The organism is Kitasatospora sp. NPDC004240 (genome assembly GCF_053603215.1).
Window position 1 is genome coordinate 1 of sequence record NZ_JBSGFD010000053.1, and the last position, 15,615, is coordinate 15,615.

Consider the following 15,615-nt stretch of genomic DNA (forward strand, 5'->3'; position numbering starts at 1 on the left):
CTGCGCGATCTGGCACAACCGCACCACCGGCCAACCCGTCACCCGCTCATTGATCGCCTACGACCACTGACCGACTTCGGAACTACTCGTCTAGCGGGGGCCGGGGGAGGGGCGGGGCGGCCGGCGCCGAGGAGTGGTTGGGGCGCGCACCGCGTGGGTGCGCGCCCCTTTCGTTCACCGGGGCGGGACTGTTCACCGGGGTGGGGCCGGGGGGCCTCAGGGGCCGGGGCCGGTGGGGCCGGTGGGGTCGGTGGCCGGCGGGGCGGCCGGGTCAGCGGGGCCGTTCGGCGATCACGTAGCGGAAGAGGTTCACCATCCGCACCGAGCCGTCGGGGCGCAGGTACGGCTGCAGCGCCTCCTCCAGTTCCTTCGCCACCTGCGGCAGCCCGGAGAACTCGGCCGCCGCGTCGTACAGCCCGGTGGAGAGCAGCCCGCGCACCGCGCTGTCCAGGTCCGCGTACGCGAAGGGGCAGCCGACCCGGCCGCCGCCCGCCGGACGCAGCCGGGCCGCGGTGAGCAGGTCCTCCAGGGCGCCCGGGGCACTCAGCGCGAAGGGGTCGCGTGCCGTCGCCCGTCCGGCCATCCGGCGCGCCACGTCCAGGACGGAGGCGCTCTCGCAGCGCTCGGGCGGGCCCCAGGCGGCCAGCACCACGTGCCCGCCGGGCAGGGTCAGCCGGGCCGCCTCGGCCACCGTGCGACGAGGGTCGGCGGCGCCGGGGAGCTGCTCGAAAACGGTGACCACCGAGTGGGCCGTCCGGGGGAGGGCGGGGGCCTCGGCGGACTGCCCGGCGAACCGCTCCGCGGTCGCGTCGGCCGCTGCGGGGGTGCCCCGGCCGGGGCCGTCCGCGGGCCTGCGGCCGTCCGGGCGGGCGACCCTCAGCCGGCGGTTCCGGGCCAGCTCGCGCAGCTCGTCCTGCGGCTCCAGACCGGCGACCTGCGCCCCCCGTCCGGCCGCGAGCAACAGGGCCAGCCCCGAGCGGCAGCCCAGCCCCAGCACGCTGGTCGCCGGACCCACCTCCAGCCGCTCGTAGACCGCCTCGTAGAGCGGCACCAGCATCCGTTCCTGGATCTCCGCCCAGTCGCGCGCCCGGGCCGACCGGGCCGCGTGCGCGGCCTGCCCCGGGTGCGCGGAGTGCGGGTGCTGGCCCGGCCGCTGCCCGGGCCGTTGTGCCGGTCGCTCGGCGGGTCGCTGTGCCGGTCGTTGTGCGGGTCGTGCGGTCGTGCCGAGCGCCTGCGCTGAAGCCATGGAGGCCTCCCATCCGGTCCTTCGGTGTCCTGCCTTCGGCTCCCCCAAAGTCCCGCCCCACTCCAGCGAACAGCGGGTCGGGCCCGGCGTCCAGAGGGGTGCAGGGTGGTGCGTTCGTGTCGCGGTCGTGCGCCCCCTCCGCCGGCGGCCGGTCACCACGGGCGCCGGGGCCGTCCGACCGGGTGCGCTGCGCCGCTCGGGCGGGCGGGACGGGAGTGGACGGCGGTGGACGGTGGGGGAGCGGACCGGGGTGCCGGGCGGGCGTGCGGGCGGGCGGGTGTACCGGGCCGGTCGGGGGCGCGCGACCCGTCCGGCACACGGGCAAACGGATTCGAAGTCGGGGCGCGACTCCCCGTACCATTCGGCCCATGGCTAAGGCACCCGTTCTCACCCCCCAGGCGGAAGACTTCCCGCGCTGGTACCAGGACCTCATCAACAAGGCCGAGCTGGCCGACAACGGTCCGGTGCGCGGCACCATGGTCATCCGACCGTACGGCTACGGCCTGTGGGAGCGGATGCAGCAGGAGATGGACGCCCGCATCAAGAAGGCAGGCGCGCAGAACGCCTACTTCCCGATGTTCATCCCGCAGTCGTACCTGACCAAGGAGGCCGAGCACGTCGAGGGCTTCGCCCCCGAGCTCGCGGTGGTCACCCACGGCGGCGGCAAGCAGCTGGAGGAGCCGGTCGTCGTCCGGCCCACCTCCGAGACGATCATCAACGAGTACTTCTCCAAGTGGGTGCAGAGCCACCGCGACCTGCCCCTGCTGATCAACCAGTGGGCCAACGTGGTCCGCTGGGAGCTGCGCCCGCGCGTCTTCCTGCGCACCACCGAGTTCCTCTGGCAGGAGGGCCACACCGCCCACGCCACCTACGAGGACGCCCGCGACTACGCCTCGATGATCCACACCCAGGTGTACGGCGACTTCATGACCAACGTGCTGGGCATCGACGTCGTGCTCGGCCGCAAGACCGCCAAGGAGCGCTTCGCCGGCGCGATCAACACCCTCACCCTCGAGGGCATGATGGGCGACGGCAAGGCGCTGCAGATGGGCACCAGCCACGAGCTGGGCCAGAACTTCGCCAAGGCGTTCAACACGACCTACCAGCTCCAGGGCGCCGAGCGCGAGCACGTCTGGCAGACCTCCTGGGGCGTCTCGACCCGCATGGTCGGCGGCCTGATCATGTCCCACGGCGACGACAACGGCCTGCGGGTGCCCCCGCGACTGGCCGCCGTGCAGGCCGTCGTCCTCGCCATCAAGGGCGACGACGGGGTCATCGCCAAGGTCCGCGAGATCGGCGCCCAGCTGGAGGCCGCCGGCATCCGCGTGGTCGTCGACGACCGCACCGACACCCCGTTCGGCCGCCGCGCGGTCGACTGGGAGCTCAAGGGCGTTCCGCTGCGCATCGAGGTCGGCCCGCGCGACCTGGAGAACGGCACCGCGATGCTGGCCCGCCGCATCCCGGGCGGCAAGGAGCCGGTCTCCATCGACGGCCTGGCGGCCCTGCTGCCCGGCATCCTGGACGAGGACCAGGCGCTGCTGCTGCGCCAGTCCCGCGAGCGCCGCGAGGCCCGCACGGTGGACGTCAAGACCATCGACGAGGCCGTCGAGGCCGCCGCCACCGGCTGGGGCCGGATCTCCTGGGCCGAGCTCGGCCCGGAGGGCGAGGCCAAGCTGGCCGAGCAGAGCGTCTCGGTCCGCTGCATCGTCGCCGCCGACGGCTCGGTGCCGGCGACGGACGACCAGGAGGGCAACATCGCGATCGTGGCCCGCGCCTACTGATCGCGTACGGCAGGGCCGCCGACCGCCGACCGCAGACTGCGGACGGCCGGGTTGCCGACCGCGTACGGCCAGGGTCGCCGACCGCGCACCGCGGCCCGGCCGTGGGGCGTCCTGCGGCCGTGCCGGACGTTCGTACGGTCCGGCACGGCACGGCCCGGCCCGCGGCCGATGGGTCCGGCCTCATGGTGACCCGGCCGCATGGTGACCGGTGTCGCCTCGGCCGCGCCGTGATCGCGGTGCGGCCGGTTGTTCGGGTGGGGTGATATTCGGCTTTATGGACGGTTAGCGGTCGTTAGCAGTTCAGAAGTCGTCTCATCTGCCGACATCCCTACTGGTCGGTCAACTGCCGGTATTAACGGAATAGCGGTACGGTGTACGGCCCGTGGCCCTGTCAACTCGACAGGACCACGGGCCGTACGTCTTGGGGGCGACAGCCCGTTCCCACGGCGGAAAACGAGGCCCGGCGAGCTTCGACGGGTCGAAACCTGCAGGGGGTTGGTCATGCGTCAGATCCGGAGCGCGCAATTCGCGCGCAGTCTTTCATTCCTGGGAGTTTCCTGGGAATTCCCCGGGAACGGGAACACGCGGAACATCGGCTCTCAGTGCATCGTTGGTCTAGCGTGAGCACGACACAGCCCCTCGTTCTCGCGGCCGAACTGGCCGCCGCCTGGAGTGACATCCAGGCCTACCACCAGGACCTCCCCGACCTCGCCTCGCCCGAGGCGCTGATCGGCGAGTCCTCCTCGGCCTGTGGCACCCGGCTCGGTTTCGAGCGGCTCCTCCACGAGGCTGCCCATGGTCTGGCCGCGGCCCGGGACATCCGGGACACCTCGCGGGCCGGCCGCTACCACAACCGCCGCTTCCTGCTCCTCGCCTCCGAGCTGGGCCTGGCGCACCCGGTGGAACCGCACGCCAGCAGCGGTTTCTCCCAGGTGACCATGCTCAAGGAGACGCAGGACCGGTACGCCGAGACCATCGAGCGGCTCGACCGCGCGCTCGGCCTGCACCAGGAAGCGGTGGCCGGCGACGGCTCCACCCGTGCCTTCCGCGGACCGGCCGCGCGGCACGGCTCCTCCGGGGGCGGCGTCCGGGTCAAGGCGGTCTGCGGCTGTGGGCGCAACGTCCGGGTGGTGCCCTCGGTGCTCGCGCAGGCGTCCATCGTCTGCGGCGCGTGCCAGCAACCGTTCAAGATCGCCTGACCGTGCAGGGGCGCGTGAGCGCCGCGACCGCCGGCGAACCGGCGGATCCGGTGGAGTGCTGTGCGGGCGGCGACTCCGGCCGGAGAGTAGTGGTAGTTCGATGATTGGGCTGACCGGGAGCGGGGGCTCCCGGTCGACCTGAACCGTTCGGCCGACGGTGTCGCGTCCCGTCGGCCCCGCCGGGGCGCGTTCCGGGCGCGCTCGGCGGTGTTCCCGCCCATCGGGCAGTGTCTCCCCGGCCATGTGTTGTCCGCGCCTCGTCCGTGCGTCGTCCGCGCCTCGTCCGCGCAGGCCCTGCGTCGTCCGCGCCCAGTCCCTGCGTTTCCGGTGTCCGGAGCGCTTCGCCCGGGCGGATCCGGGAGCGTCGGGGACGCCGGGTGCGGCGGGTGCCGCGTGAGGGCGCTTCGCGCCGGTATGGCAGAATGGACAGCTGAGTACTCGGCAGCCGAGCAGGACCCCTCTCTCCTACGGCTGGCGTGTCCCTTGAACGGCCCGCCCCGCAACCCCACGCGGAGGCACGGCTGCTCACCCACGTCAACACCAGGAGAATCCACTCCCGTGGCAGTCAAGATCAAGCTCAAGCGTCTCGGCAAGATTCGCTCCCCGCACTACCGCATCGTCGTCGCCGACGCCCGCACCAAGCGTGACGGTCGCGCGATCGAGGAGATCGGCATCTACCAGCCGACCTACAACCCCTCGAAGATCGAGGTCGACAGCGACCGCGCCCAGTACTGGCTGTCCGTCGGCGCCCAGCCGACCGAGCCGGTCCTCGCCATCCTGAAGCTCACCGGTGACTGGCAGAAGTTCAAGGGTCTGCCGGCCCCGGCGCCGCTGAAGGTCGCCGAGCCCAAGGTCGAGGACTTCTCGCACCTGTTCGCGAAGGCCGTCGCCGGCTTCGAGGACGCCACCACCGGTGTCGCCATCACCCCGAAGGCCAAGAAGTCGGACAAGGCCGAGGCTGAGGCCGACGCCGCCGCCGAGGCCTGATCGTGATCGAGGACGCCCTCGACCACCTGGTGAAGGGCATCGTCGAGCACCCCGACGAGGTGCAGGTGCGCTCGCGCAACCTGCGTCGGGGCAACACCATCGAGGTGCGCGTGCACCCCGATGACCTCGGCAAGGTGATCGGCCGGGGCGGCCGCACGGCTCGCGCTCTGCGCACCGTGGTCGGCGCCCTCGGCGGTCGCAACATCCGGGTCGACCTGGTCGACGTGGACAGCATTCGCTGACGCTGAACCTGCTTCATCGCTCGTTCAGCCGTCGGGTTCGGGGCCGGCCGGGACGCATGTCGTCCCGGCCGGCCTTCTGTCGTTGCGGGGGCGGGCCGGTCCGCCCGGCGCGGTGGTCCGGTTCCACGCCCACCCGTGCCGAGCCCGTCACTGCGGCGGTCGCGGCTCCCGGCAGTCACCTCCGCAGCCACCTTCGTACTCACCTTTGCACCCACCTCTGCACCCACTCAGGAGAACGATCACCGTGCAGCTCGTCGTCGGCAAGATCGGCCGCGCCCACGGCATCAGGGGGGACGTCAGCGTCGAGGTCCGTACGGACGAGCCGGAGCTCCGGCTCGGTCCGGGCGCCGTCCTGCTCACCGACCCCGCCTCGACCGGGCCGCTCACCGTCGAGTCCGGCAAGGTCCACAGCGGCCGGCTGCTGCTGCGTTTCGCGGGGGTCAAGGACCGCAACGCCGCCGAGGCCCTGCGCGGCACCATCCTCATTGCCGAGGTCGACCCGGAGGAGCGCCCGGACGACCCGGAGGAGTACTACGACCACCAGCTGATCGGCCTGGACGTCGTGCTGCTCGACGGCACTCCGGTCGGTGAGCTGACCGAGGTCGTCCACCTGCCGTACCAGGACCTGCTCACGGTGACCACGCCCGACGGCACCGAGGTGCTGGTGCCGTTCGTCAGCCGCATCGTGCCGACGATCGACCTGGAGAACCAGCGCGCCGTGCTCGACCCGCCGCCCGGCCTGATCGACCTCGACCAGGCCGAGGTCGCGCGCGGCGAGGGCGGGGCCGAGGCGGGCGCCGATGACGCCGCGGATGCCGAGGGTTCCGCGGGCCCCGAGGGCTCCGCGGGCGCCGAGGGCGACGGCCCCGATGGTGACACCGAGGGTGCCGAGGGGGAGGAGTCCCGGTGACCTCCATGCGGATCGACGTCGTCACGATCTTTCCCGAGTACCTGGAGCCGCTGAACGTCTCGCTGGTCGGCAAGGCCCGGGCCCGGGGCCAGCTCGACGTGCACCTGCACGACCTGCGCGGCTGGACGCACGACGTGCACCGCACCGTGGACGACACCCCCTACGGCGGTGGTCCCGGCATGGTGATGAAGCCCGAGCCGTGGGGCGAGGCGCTGGACGCGGTGGTCGGCCAGGGCCCCGAGGGCGAGGTGCCCACACTGGTGGTGCCCACGCCCAGCGGGCGGCCGTTCACCCAGGAGCTCGCCCAGGAGCTGGCCGGACGTCCGTGGCTGGCCTTCGCGCCCGCGCGGTACGAGGGCATCGACCGGCGGGTCATCGAGGAGGCGGCCACCCGGATGCCGGTGGTCGAGGCCTCGATCGGCGACTACGTCCTGGCCGGCGGCGAGGTCGCCGTCCTGGTCATGGTCGAGGCGATCGCCCGTCTGCTGCCCGGGGTGCTCGGCAACGCCGAGTCCCACCGGGACGACTCCTTCGCACCCGGCGCCATGGCCGACCTCCTGGAGGGCCCGGTCTACACCAAGCCCGCCGAGTGGCGCGGCCGCGAGGTGCCGGACGTCCTGCTCAGCGGTAACCACGGCCGGATCGCCCGCTGGCGGCGTGAGCAGGCCTTCGCCCGCACCCTGGCGAACCGGCCCGACCTGGTGCAGCGCTGGCAGTACGGCGCCTTCGACAAGAAGGACCGTGAGGCCCTGAGCATCCTCGGGCTCGCCTGGGACGAGGAACTCGGCCGATTTCGGTCGGTGGCGGCGGATGTGGAAGAATAGGCGGCTGCTGTCTGTCGCTGGTCCTCTCTCGTAGGGGTCACGTGGACCGGTGCCCCCGCCACGGGGGGATCACCGTCAGCCGATGCGGCCCGCAGCAGACCCCATTGTGACGATTTTCCGTGGGCGGCCCGTGGCGCCTGCGATGGAGAGCAACATGAGCAACAAGCTCGCTGCTGTCGACGCGGCCTCGCTGCGTAGCGACATCCCGGCCTTCCGCGCCGGTGACACCCTGAAGGTTCACGTCCGGGTCATCGAGGGCAACCGCTCCCGTGTCCAGGTCTTCCAGGGCGTCGTGATCCGCCGCCACGGTGCGGGCATCGGTGAGACCTTCACCGTCCGCAAGGTCAGCTTCAACGTCGGCGTGGAGCGCACCTTCCCGGTGCACACCCCGGTCGTCGAGAAGATCGAGGTCGTGACCCGCGGTGCGGTTCGCCGCGCCAAGCTGTACTACCTGCGTGACCTGCGCGGCAAGGCCGCGAAGATCAAGGAGAAGCGCGACCGCTGATCCACCGGCCCCCGGCCCGACCGGGGGATCGGAACGCTCGACGGGGCCTACTTGCCGCAAGGTAAGCTCAGCCCCCGATGAGCACGCACGAACCACCCGCGGACCGCGACGGCAGTCCCGCACCCACCGGTGCGGGCTCGCCGTCGCGGTCCGCGGTCGTTTCCGCGGAGGAAGCGGCACCTGCGGAGAAACCGGCGCCCGCTGAGGAGTCCGCGCCCGCCGAGGAGCCGGCGGCCGGGGGTGAGCCGTCGGTCGTGAGGGAGCCGGTGGCCACAGTTGGCCAAGATTCCACGGGCGAGCCGGATCCCTCGGGTTCCGCGGCCACCCCGGAGGAACCGGCGGACGAGTCCCGCCCGCGCTCGCGTGACCTGTTGCTGCTGGCGGGCATCTGCCTGGTGACCCTGCTGCTGGTGAACGCCTTCGTGGTACGCCCGTTCGCGGTGCCCTCGGCCTCCATGGAGAACACCCTCCGGCCGGGCGACCGGCTGATCGCCAACCAGCTGGCGTACGCCTTCGGCGGCCACCCCCAGCGCGGCGACGTCGTGGTCTTCGACGGCCGTGGCTCCTTCCTGCAGGGTTCCGAGGAGGACGACGGCCTCTGGGGCGGACTGCGTTCGCTCGGCCAGGGCCTCGGGCTGGCTCCCGCCGGCGACTCGGTGTACGTGAAACGGGTCATCGGTGTCGGCGGTGACCGGGTGACCAGCACCGGCCCGGGCGGCCGCCTCACCGTGAACGGCGTACCGCTCGACGAGTCGGCCTACCTGGTCCCCGGGGACGAACCCTCGAACGTGGCCTTCGACATCGTGGTGCCGGCCGGGAAGCTGTGGGTGATGGGCGACCACAGGAGCGCCTCCCGCGACTCCCGGGACCACCTGGGAGAGCCCGGCGGCGGATTCGTGCCCGAGAGCAAGGTGATCGGGCGGGCCGAGTGGGTGGTCTTCCCGTTCGGCCATTGGACCAGCCTGGACCGGCCGGCGGCGTTCGCCGCGACAGGGGGGACGGGTGGTCATGGGGACCCGAGGTAAGGGCAAGGTCGCCGTCCGCCCCGGGGAGCGTGCTTCGACCCGCTCCCCGGGGTCGGGGACCGCGCGTGGGGCCGTCCGGGGATCGACGGGTGAGTACGTCCACGGATCGACGGGCGGATCGGACGCCTCCAGCTCAGGGAACCGTCCGGGATCGGAGCCGGGGGCACCCGTCCGCGGCCGGGCCGAGCGCCGCCGCACGGCCCGCCGGGCGGCCCGCCGGCGCAGACGCTCCCTGCTGCGCGAGATCCCGCTGATCGCGGTGGTGGCCCTGTTGGTCGCGCTGATGATGAAGACCTTCATGGTGCAGGTGTTCGTGATCCCCTCCGGGTCGATGGAACCGACCATCCAGGTCGGCGACCGGGTACTGGTGGACAAGCTCACCCCCTGGTTCGGCAGTGAGCCGCAACGTGGCGATGTGGTGGTGTTCAAGGACCCCGGTGGCTGGCTGGAGGTCGACCACAAGCCGTCGACGGACGGCCCGGTGCTGCACGGGGCCAAGCAGGTGCTCACCTTCGTCGGCCTGCTGCCCTCCGAGAGCGAGCAGGATCTGATCAAGCGGGTCATCGGTGTCGCCGGGGACACCGTGGAGTGTTGTGACGACCAGGGGCGGGTCAGCGTCAACGGCACGGCCGTGGACGAGCCGTACGTCGCGCCCGGCAACGCGCCGTCCCGTCAGCCCTTCAAGGTGCAGGTGCCGCAGGGCCGGCTCTGGGTCATGGGGGACCACCGGGAGGTCTCCGCCGACTCGCGTTTCCACATGGGCGGCCCCGGTCAGGGCACCATCCCGCTGAGCGGTGTGGTGGGTCGGGCCTTCGTCATCGCATGGCCGTTGGACCGCCTCCATCAACTTGACGCACCGGGTTCACTCTCCTCGGTGGCGTCGGCTCCGGGTGCGCTCGGAAGGGCGCCCAACTCGGTGGGGGTCGGGCCGGTTCCGCAGGAACCTCCGCTCGTTATGGGTGTGTTGGGCATCCTTCCGCTCGTCGCCCGTCGGTCGAGGCCGTTGCCCGAGTAGAACGGGGCCGCCGCTCACCGCACGGTGACGCGTGTGGGATCGCGAGCCGGATGCCTGGGAGTGATAGAGAAGTGCTGGAGTTGTCGGTACACGGTGTCGGCTGCTCCGGGAGGCTGTGCTGGTGTCAGGCGAGCTCACGATGGGCAGCCCTGAGGCGGGTTCACGGTCGGCGATGTGAACGTGGTGCCCGCTGTGCGGCACTGTGAGCGCGGGCGCGCGGGCGTCCGCACAGCAGGGAGGAGATGTTGTGGGGGATCTGGTGATCGGCGCCCGCTCGGGTGCCGGCGAGCCTGAGGGCTCCGGCGGCCGGGCGGCCCGGTCCGCCGAGTCCGCCGCACCCTCGGCGCACGCCGAGGAAGCGGCGGCCCAGTCCGCCGACGAACAGGGCGAGGGCGCGGGAAGCGGCGCCGGCGGCGCCTCGGACGGTTTCGACGACGAGGCGGTAACGGCGGGTGAGTCCGGGGAGCGTTCCTCGGGCAAGGAGCGCAAGCAGCGTTCCTTCTGGAAGGAACTGCCGATCCTTATCGGGATCGCGCTGGTCCTGGCCTTGGTGATCAAGACATTCTTCGTCCAGGCGTTCTCCATTCCGTCCGAGTCGATGCAGAACACCCTGCAGGTCGGCGACCGGGTGCTGGTGGACAAGCTGACCCCGTGGTTCGGTGCCGAGCCGGAGCGCGGAGAGGTCGTGGTGTTCCACGATCCGGGCGGCTGGCTGAACGACGAGCCGGTCCAGGAGAGCGGCAACTCCTTCGTCCGTGGCGTGCAGGAGGTGCTCAGCTTCGTCGGCCTGATGCCCTCGGCCAACGAGAAGGACCTGATCAAGCGGGTCATCGCGATCGGCGGCGACACCGTCGAGTGCGAGGGCGAGGGGCCGGTCAAGGTCAACGGGATCGCCCTCGACGAGCCGTACGTCTTCCCGGGCAACACCCCCTGCGGCACGAAGCCGTTCGGTCCGGTCAAGGTGCCGGAGGGCCGGATCTGGGTCATGGGTGACCACCGGGCGGACTCGTTGGACTCCCGTTTCCACATGGACCAGCCGGGCGGCGGCACCGTCCCGGTGGACGACGTCATCGGCCGGGCGTTCGTGGTGGCCTGGCCCATCGACCGCTGGTCGACGCTGCCCGTCCCGAGCACCTTCGACCAGAAGGGGCTGGCGGCGGGCGCGCCGGCCGTGCCGCCCGCGGCGGGTGCCGTCGGCGCGGTCGCCCTGCTGCCGGTGATGCGTCGGCTGAAGGATCGGGCGGACCGGAACAGGTCCCGCCGTGACGCGGAGGCCGGGGCCACCCCGGATCCGGGCGCGGCCGCGACCAGCGCGGTCGACACGGATGGGGCGGGCCGGGACGGAGCCGACCGTCTGCGGTCCTGACCACCTCCCTGAACGCCTCAGGTCTTGCGCGGGCCGTGGTACCGACGAGTAATCTGCTCGGACGTGCCACGGCCCGCCGGGTTTTCCGCCCGTGGCCGCGGCCCGCTGCCAGGGTTTCCGGGTCGGTCAGGGTTGGACGGTATCGATGAGCAGTGTCGTGGAGCAGTCCGCGGATCGTTCCGCCGCCACCCGGCCGCGGCCGAAGCGCGGGACCGGCACGGTCGTCCAAGGTGTGGCCGTCGCGCTGGGTCTGGCGCTCCTGTTCGGCGGGTTCGGCGTGCTGGCCGTCGACTACCGGCCGTACAAGATCCCGACGGCCTCGATGTCGCCCACGCTGAAGATCGGGGACACCGTGGTGGGCCGCACCACCGACGGCACCGACATCGGCCGCGGTGATGTGGTGGTCTTCCGCGACCAGGCCTGGGGCGGCGAGCTGATGGTCAAGCGCGTCGTCGCGGTCGGTGGCGACACCGTCGCCGTCACCGGGGCGGACCACCGGCTGACGGTCAACGGCAAGCCGGTGGACGAGCCCTACCTCGCCCGGCCGGGAGCGGAGGGCGGCACGTTCAGCACCGAGGTGCCGACGGGGCGGATCTTCCTGCTCGGTGACAACCGGCAGGGCTCCCTGGACTCCCGGATCCACCTGGAGGTCGACGGCGGGACGATCGCCGCTGGCGAGGTCGAGGCCAAGGTGGAGGCCACCCTCCTGCCGTTCGGCCGGACCGGCCTGCTCGCCCGGACCTCCGCCTTCGACGCGCTCGGCGGCCCGGTCGCCGGTGAGCCGGGCCCGCTGGAACCGGCCTTCTACGCGACCGTCGCGGGCGCGGCGCTGATCGTCATCACCTCCCTGGCGGGCGGGGTGGCGGGTCTCGCACGTCGGCTGCGGCGGACCGGCCGGTCCTGAGCACGCCAGGGCGCCCGCCGATGCCGACGGCCGTCGGACGGGCCCCGGGCGGCGGAGCGGCAGCCGCCACGACTGTCCCCAAGCGAGCCCCGGAACGGCCTGCCGAGTGGCAGGATCGATGACAGCACCGGGGCGTACCGCACCGGATCGCACGGCGAGAACGGGGAGAGCCGCGATGACGGCACAGCGGCGCAGGGCCGCACGCGTCCTGCTGCTCGACAGCCAGGACCGGCTGCTGCTCTTCCGGGGCGAGGACCCGGCGACCCCGGGCGTCACCTGGTGGTTCACCCCGGGGGGCGGTTTGGAGCCCGGCGAGGGCGTGCGCGAGGCGGCCGCGCGGGAAATCGTGGAGGAGACCGGACTGCGGGGCGTGGAGCTGGGGCCGTTGGTGGCGTTCGGCACGGCTTCGTTCTCCTTCCAGGGGCAGCGTTACGACCAGGAGCAGTGGTTCCACCTCGCCCGGACCGCCGAGACGGAGCTCGACCACTCGGGAATGGGTGCCGACGAACACGCTCAGCTGCTGTCGGTGCGCTGGTGGACGTTCGAGGAGCTGCGGGACACCGAGGAGACGGTTTACCCGATCGGACTTGCGGGGTTCATGGGGCGGCTGTTGGCCGAAGGGCCGCCAGTCGCTCCGGTGAGGCTCTGAGCACAGGTGTGGTGGTCCACAATGGGTGGACGTGACAAGTTGAGGGGACGCCTGGATGAGTGCCGAAGATCTCGAGAAGTACGAGACCGAGATGGAGCTCAAGCTCTACCGGGAGTACCGGGACGTCGTCGGCCTGTTCAAGTACGTGATCGAGACTGAACGACGTTTCTACCTCACCAACGACTACGAGCTGCAGGTGCACTCGGTCCAGGGCGAGGTGTTCTTCGAGGTGTCGATGGCTGATGCGTGGGTCTGGGACATGTACCGGCCGGCCCGGTTCGTCCGCAAGGTCCGGGTGCTGACCTTCAAGGACGTGAACATCGAGGAGCTCGCGAAGAGCGACCTGGAGCTGCCCTCGGACGATTCGGGCTTCGGTAACTGATGCCGGACCCGACGTTGGACCGGCGACCTGCCCGCTGTCCAGAGGTATTTCGGGTTTCTCACCCCTGAGGGTGAGCTCGGCTGTCCACAGGCCCGGGTTATCCACAGGAATTCACAACGTCCTGGTTTTTGTGCGGGCCGCGCGGCAACCTCCCCGGCGGAGGTGATCACCGTGCAGGACACCAAGCAGGCAGTACGGCCACGCGCCGGGCGCGGCACCGCGCAGACCACGGGGAGCAGCCGGAGGAGCGGCCGCGAGCGGCGGACGGGGAAGGCCCCGGCCCCTCCGCCGGCGCCGCCCCTGGAGTCGGACGGGCCGCGCCCGCCCGCCGCCGACCGGCCACCGCCCCGCTTCGGGCGGAGCACCACCACCGGCCTCGGCCGCTACGGCGAGCAGGTCGCCGCGCGCCGCCTCACGGAGGACGGCCTGCGGATCCTGGACCGCAACTGGCGCTGTGTCGAGGGCGAGCTGGACATCGTCGCCCTCGACGGGGACACCCTCGCGGTCTGCGAGGTGAAGACCCGCTCCGAGCGGGGCTTCCAAACCCCGAGCGAGGCCATCGACGCGGCCAAGGCCGAGCGGCTGCAGCGCCTCGCCGAGCGGTGGATGGCGGAGCGGTGGAGCCACCACTTCGTACGCCTCGCCGCCGGCGCCACGGGCGCCGACCTCACGGGCGTGACCGCCGATCCTGCCTGGACGCCCCCGCCCCCGCCCGGCGGAGTGCGGATCGACCTGGTGGCCGTCATCAACCGGATCCGGGGCGCCGCCTCGGTGGACCACCTGCGCGGGGTGATCTGAGATGGCCTTCGCACGAACCTGCTCGGTGGCGCTGGTCGGCGTCGACGGTGTGATCGTCGAGGTCCAGGCCGACCTGGAGCCCGGGGTCGCCGCGTTCACCCTGGTGGGCCTGCCCGACAAGGCCCTGTCCGAGGCCCGCGACCGGGTGCGCGCGGCCGTGGTCAACAGCGGTGAGGCCTGGCCGCAGCGCAAACTGACCGTCGGGCTCAGCCCCGCCTCGGTCCCCAAGAGCGGTAGCGGCTTCGACCTCGCGGTGGCCTGTGCGGTGCTCGCGGCGGCCGAACGGCTGGACCCGTCGGCCATCGCCGAGCTGCTGATCATCGGCGAGCTCGGGCTGGACGGCCGGGTCCGCCCGGTGCGCGGCGTGCTGCCCTCGGTGCTCGCCGCCGCCGACGCCGGGTTCCGGCAGGTCGTGGTGGCCGAGCAGACGGCTGCCGAGGCCGCGCTGGTGCCGGGGGTGTCCGTCATCGGTGTCCGCAGCCTGCGGCAACTGCTCGCCGTCCTGACCGGCGCGCCCGAACCGGAGGAGCCGCCCGACGCCGTCGGCGGCCGCCCCGACCCGTTGATGGCCGGGCTGATGCTCCCCAGCTCCGGCGTGCGGGGCCTGCCAGGTGACAACGCCATCCGGCCCGACATGGCCGACGTCGCCGGGCAGTACGAGGCCCGACGGGCCCTGGAGATCGCCGCGGCCGGCGGCCACCACCTCTACCTGAAGGGGCCGCCGGGTGCGGGGAAGACCATGCTGGCCGAGCGGCTGCCGTCCCTGTTGCCGCCGCTCACCCAGAAGGAGGCGCTGGAGGTCACCGCCGTCCACTCCGTCGCCGGGCTGCTGCCGGCGGGCCGCCCGTTGATCGACACCCCGCCCTATTGCGCGCCGCACCACTCCACCACCATGCCGGCGATCGTCGGCGGTGGCAGCGGACTGCCGAGGCCGGGTGCGGTCTCGCTGGCCCACCGGGGCGTGCTCTTCCTCGACGAAGCGCCCGAGTTCCCCGTCCGGGTGCTCGACGCACTGCGTCAACCGCTCGAAGCGGGCGAGGTGGTGATCGCCCGTTCGGCCGGGTCGCTCCGACTGCCCGCCAGATTCCTGCTCTGCCTGGCCGCCAATCCGTGCCCGTGCGGGCGGTACTCGCGACGTGGGGAGGGATGCGAGTGCACACCGGCGATGGTGAGTCGCTATCAGGGGCGGCTGTCCGGGCCCCTGCTGGACCGGGTCGACCTCCAGGTGCAGGTCGCGCCGGTGACCAGGGTTGAGCTGATGGAGCGCGACATCGGTGCGGAGACCACGGAGGTCGTCGCGGCGCGGGTCCTGGAGGCACGCGAACGCGCCGCGGCCCGACTGGCCCACACGCCGTGGCGGACCAACGCCGAGGTGCCCGGGCACGAGCTGCGCACCCGGTGGCAGCTCGGGTCCGGCGCGCTGACCGACGTCGCACGCCAGCTGGAGCGTGGCCTGCTCACTGCGCGAGGCCTGGACCGGGTGCTCCGGGTCGCCTGGACGGTCGCCGACCTCGCCGGCCGGGACCGGCCCGACCAGCGGGACGTCCGCACCGCGCTCGTGCTGCGGACCGGGGTGGAGCAGGGACTCCCGATGACCGAGCGCACCTTCCGTCCGCCGGGCGCGGGGGGCCGCCTGGCCGCCGGGCCCGGGGCGGGTCGATTCGGGGCCGCCGAGGACGCATGGACTGAGGACACACCCGGAGGGACGGGGCATCCGCCGTCGCCGGACACCGGTGCGCTCGTCAAGACCAGGAGGAAGGGAGCCGCCACATGAAGCGGATC

The 15,615-nt window shown here is 72.4% G+C and carries 16 protein-coding genes; 15 read left to right on the top strand and 1 reads right to left on the bottom strand.

The features are described from left to right. Positions 1-271: 271 nt before the first annotated feature. Positions 272-1,246, bottom strand: coding sequence for a class I SAM-dependent methyltransferase (locus tag ACWEQL_RS16660; RefSeq protein ID WP_452150982.1), 975 nt, complete (start codon positions 1,244-1,246; stop codon positions 272-274). Between the two features lie 368 nt (positions 1,247-1,614). Between ACWEQL_RS16660 and proS the strand changes: the two genes are divergently transcribed. From proS to ACWEQL_RS16735, 15 genes are all read left to right on the top strand, one after another. Then, positions 1,615-3,027, top strand: coding sequence for a proline--tRNA ligase (gene proS / locus ACWEQL_RS16665; RefSeq protein ID WP_452150983.1), 1,413 nt, complete (start codon positions 1,615-1,617; stop codon positions 3,025-3,027). 620 nt (positions 3,028-3,647) lie between these two features. Next, entirely contained in the window at positions 3,648-4,226 is a 579-nt protein-coding gene (locus ACWEQL_RS16670) for a hypothetical protein (RefSeq protein WP_452150984.1), read from the top strand. Between the two features lie 558 nt (positions 4,227-4,784). Further along, complete coding sequence (gene rpsP, locus ACWEQL_RS16675) at positions 4,785-5,213, top strand: 30S ribosomal protein S16 (RefSeq protein WP_045700219.1); 429 nt, start codon at positions 4,785-4,787, stop codon at positions 5,211-5,213. Positions 5,214-5,215: 2 nt separating this feature from the next. Continuing rightward, positions 5,216-5,455, top strand: coding sequence for an RNA-binding protein (locus ACWEQL_RS16680; protein ID WP_344442344.1), 240 nt, complete (start codon positions 5,216-5,218; stop codon positions 5,453-5,455). Between the two features lie 244 nt (positions 5,456-5,699). After that, entirely contained in the window at positions 5,700-6,365 is a 666-nt protein-coding gene (rimM, locus tag ACWEQL_RS16685; protein WP_452150985.1) for a ribosome maturation factor RimM, read from the top strand. Between the two features lie 5 nt (positions 6,366-6,370). Beyond that, positions 6,371-7,189: a tRNA (guanosine(37)-N1)-methyltransferase TrmD gene (gene trmD / locus ACWEQL_RS16690; RefSeq protein ID WP_452151017.1), complete on the top strand. Its 819-nt coding sequence runs from the start codon at positions 6,371-6,373 to the stop codon at positions 7,187-7,189. Between the two features lie 154 nt (positions 7,190-7,343). Further along, positions 7,344-7,694, top strand: coding sequence for a 50S ribosomal protein L19 (rplS, locus tag ACWEQL_RS16695; RefSeq protein ID WP_030306736.1), 351 nt, complete (start codon positions 7,344-7,346; stop codon positions 7,692-7,694). A gap of 266 nt (positions 7,695-7,960) precedes the next feature. Next, positions 7,961-8,719 carry a signal peptidase I gene (gene lepB, locus ACWEQL_RS16700; protein WP_452150986.1) on the top strand — a complete coding sequence of 253 codons (759 nt, stop codon included), beginning with the start codon at positions 7,961-7,963 and terminating at the stop codon, positions 8,717-8,719. After that, a complete protein-coding gene (lepB, locus tag ACWEQL_RS16705; protein WP_452150987.1) occupies positions 8,703-9,734 on the top strand; it encodes a signal peptidase I in 1,032 nt (343 codons plus the stop codon). Before lepB (ACWEQL_RS16700) ends, lepB (ACWEQL_RS16705) begins: the two co-directional genes overlap by 17 nt. A gap of 247 nt (positions 9,735-9,981) precedes the next feature. Next, entirely contained in the window at positions 9,982-11,100 is a 1,119-nt protein-coding gene (lepB, locus tag ACWEQL_RS16710) for a signal peptidase I (protein ID WP_452150988.1), read from the top strand. A 145-nt stretch (positions 11,101-11,245) separates the two neighbouring features. After that, positions 11,246-12,004 (top strand): signal peptidase I, encoded by a 759-nt coding sequence (lepB, locus tag ACWEQL_RS16715; RefSeq protein ID WP_452150989.1) that lies wholly within the window; start codon positions 11,246-11,248, stop codon positions 12,002-12,004. Between the two features lie 175 nt (positions 12,005-12,179). Continuing rightward, the gene (locus ACWEQL_RS16720) at positions 12,180-12,653 is read left to right on the top strand and encodes an NUDIX hydrolase (protein ID WP_452150990.1); all 474 of its coding nucleotides are present in this window, start codon (positions 12,180-12,182) and stop codon (positions 12,651-12,653) included. 55 nt (positions 12,654-12,708) lie between these two features. Continuing rightward, positions 12,709-13,035 (top strand): DUF2469 domain-containing protein, encoded by a 327-nt coding sequence (locus ACWEQL_RS16725; RefSeq protein ID WP_148642766.1) that lies wholly within the window; start codon positions 12,709-12,711, stop codon positions 13,033-13,035. Between the two features lie 171 nt (positions 13,036-13,206). Continuing rightward, a complete protein-coding gene (locus ACWEQL_RS16730) occupies positions 13,207-13,833 on the top strand; it encodes a YraN family protein (protein WP_452150991.1) in 627 nt (208 codons plus the stop codon). Position 13,834: 1 nt separating this feature from the next. Continuing rightward, on the top strand, positions 13,835-15,607 hold the full coding sequence (locus ACWEQL_RS16735; RefSeq protein WP_452150992.1) for a YifB family Mg chelatase-like AAA ATPase: 1,773 nt from the start codon (positions 13,835-13,837) through the stop codon (positions 15,605-15,607). Positions 15,608-15,615: the final 8 nt, after the last annotated feature.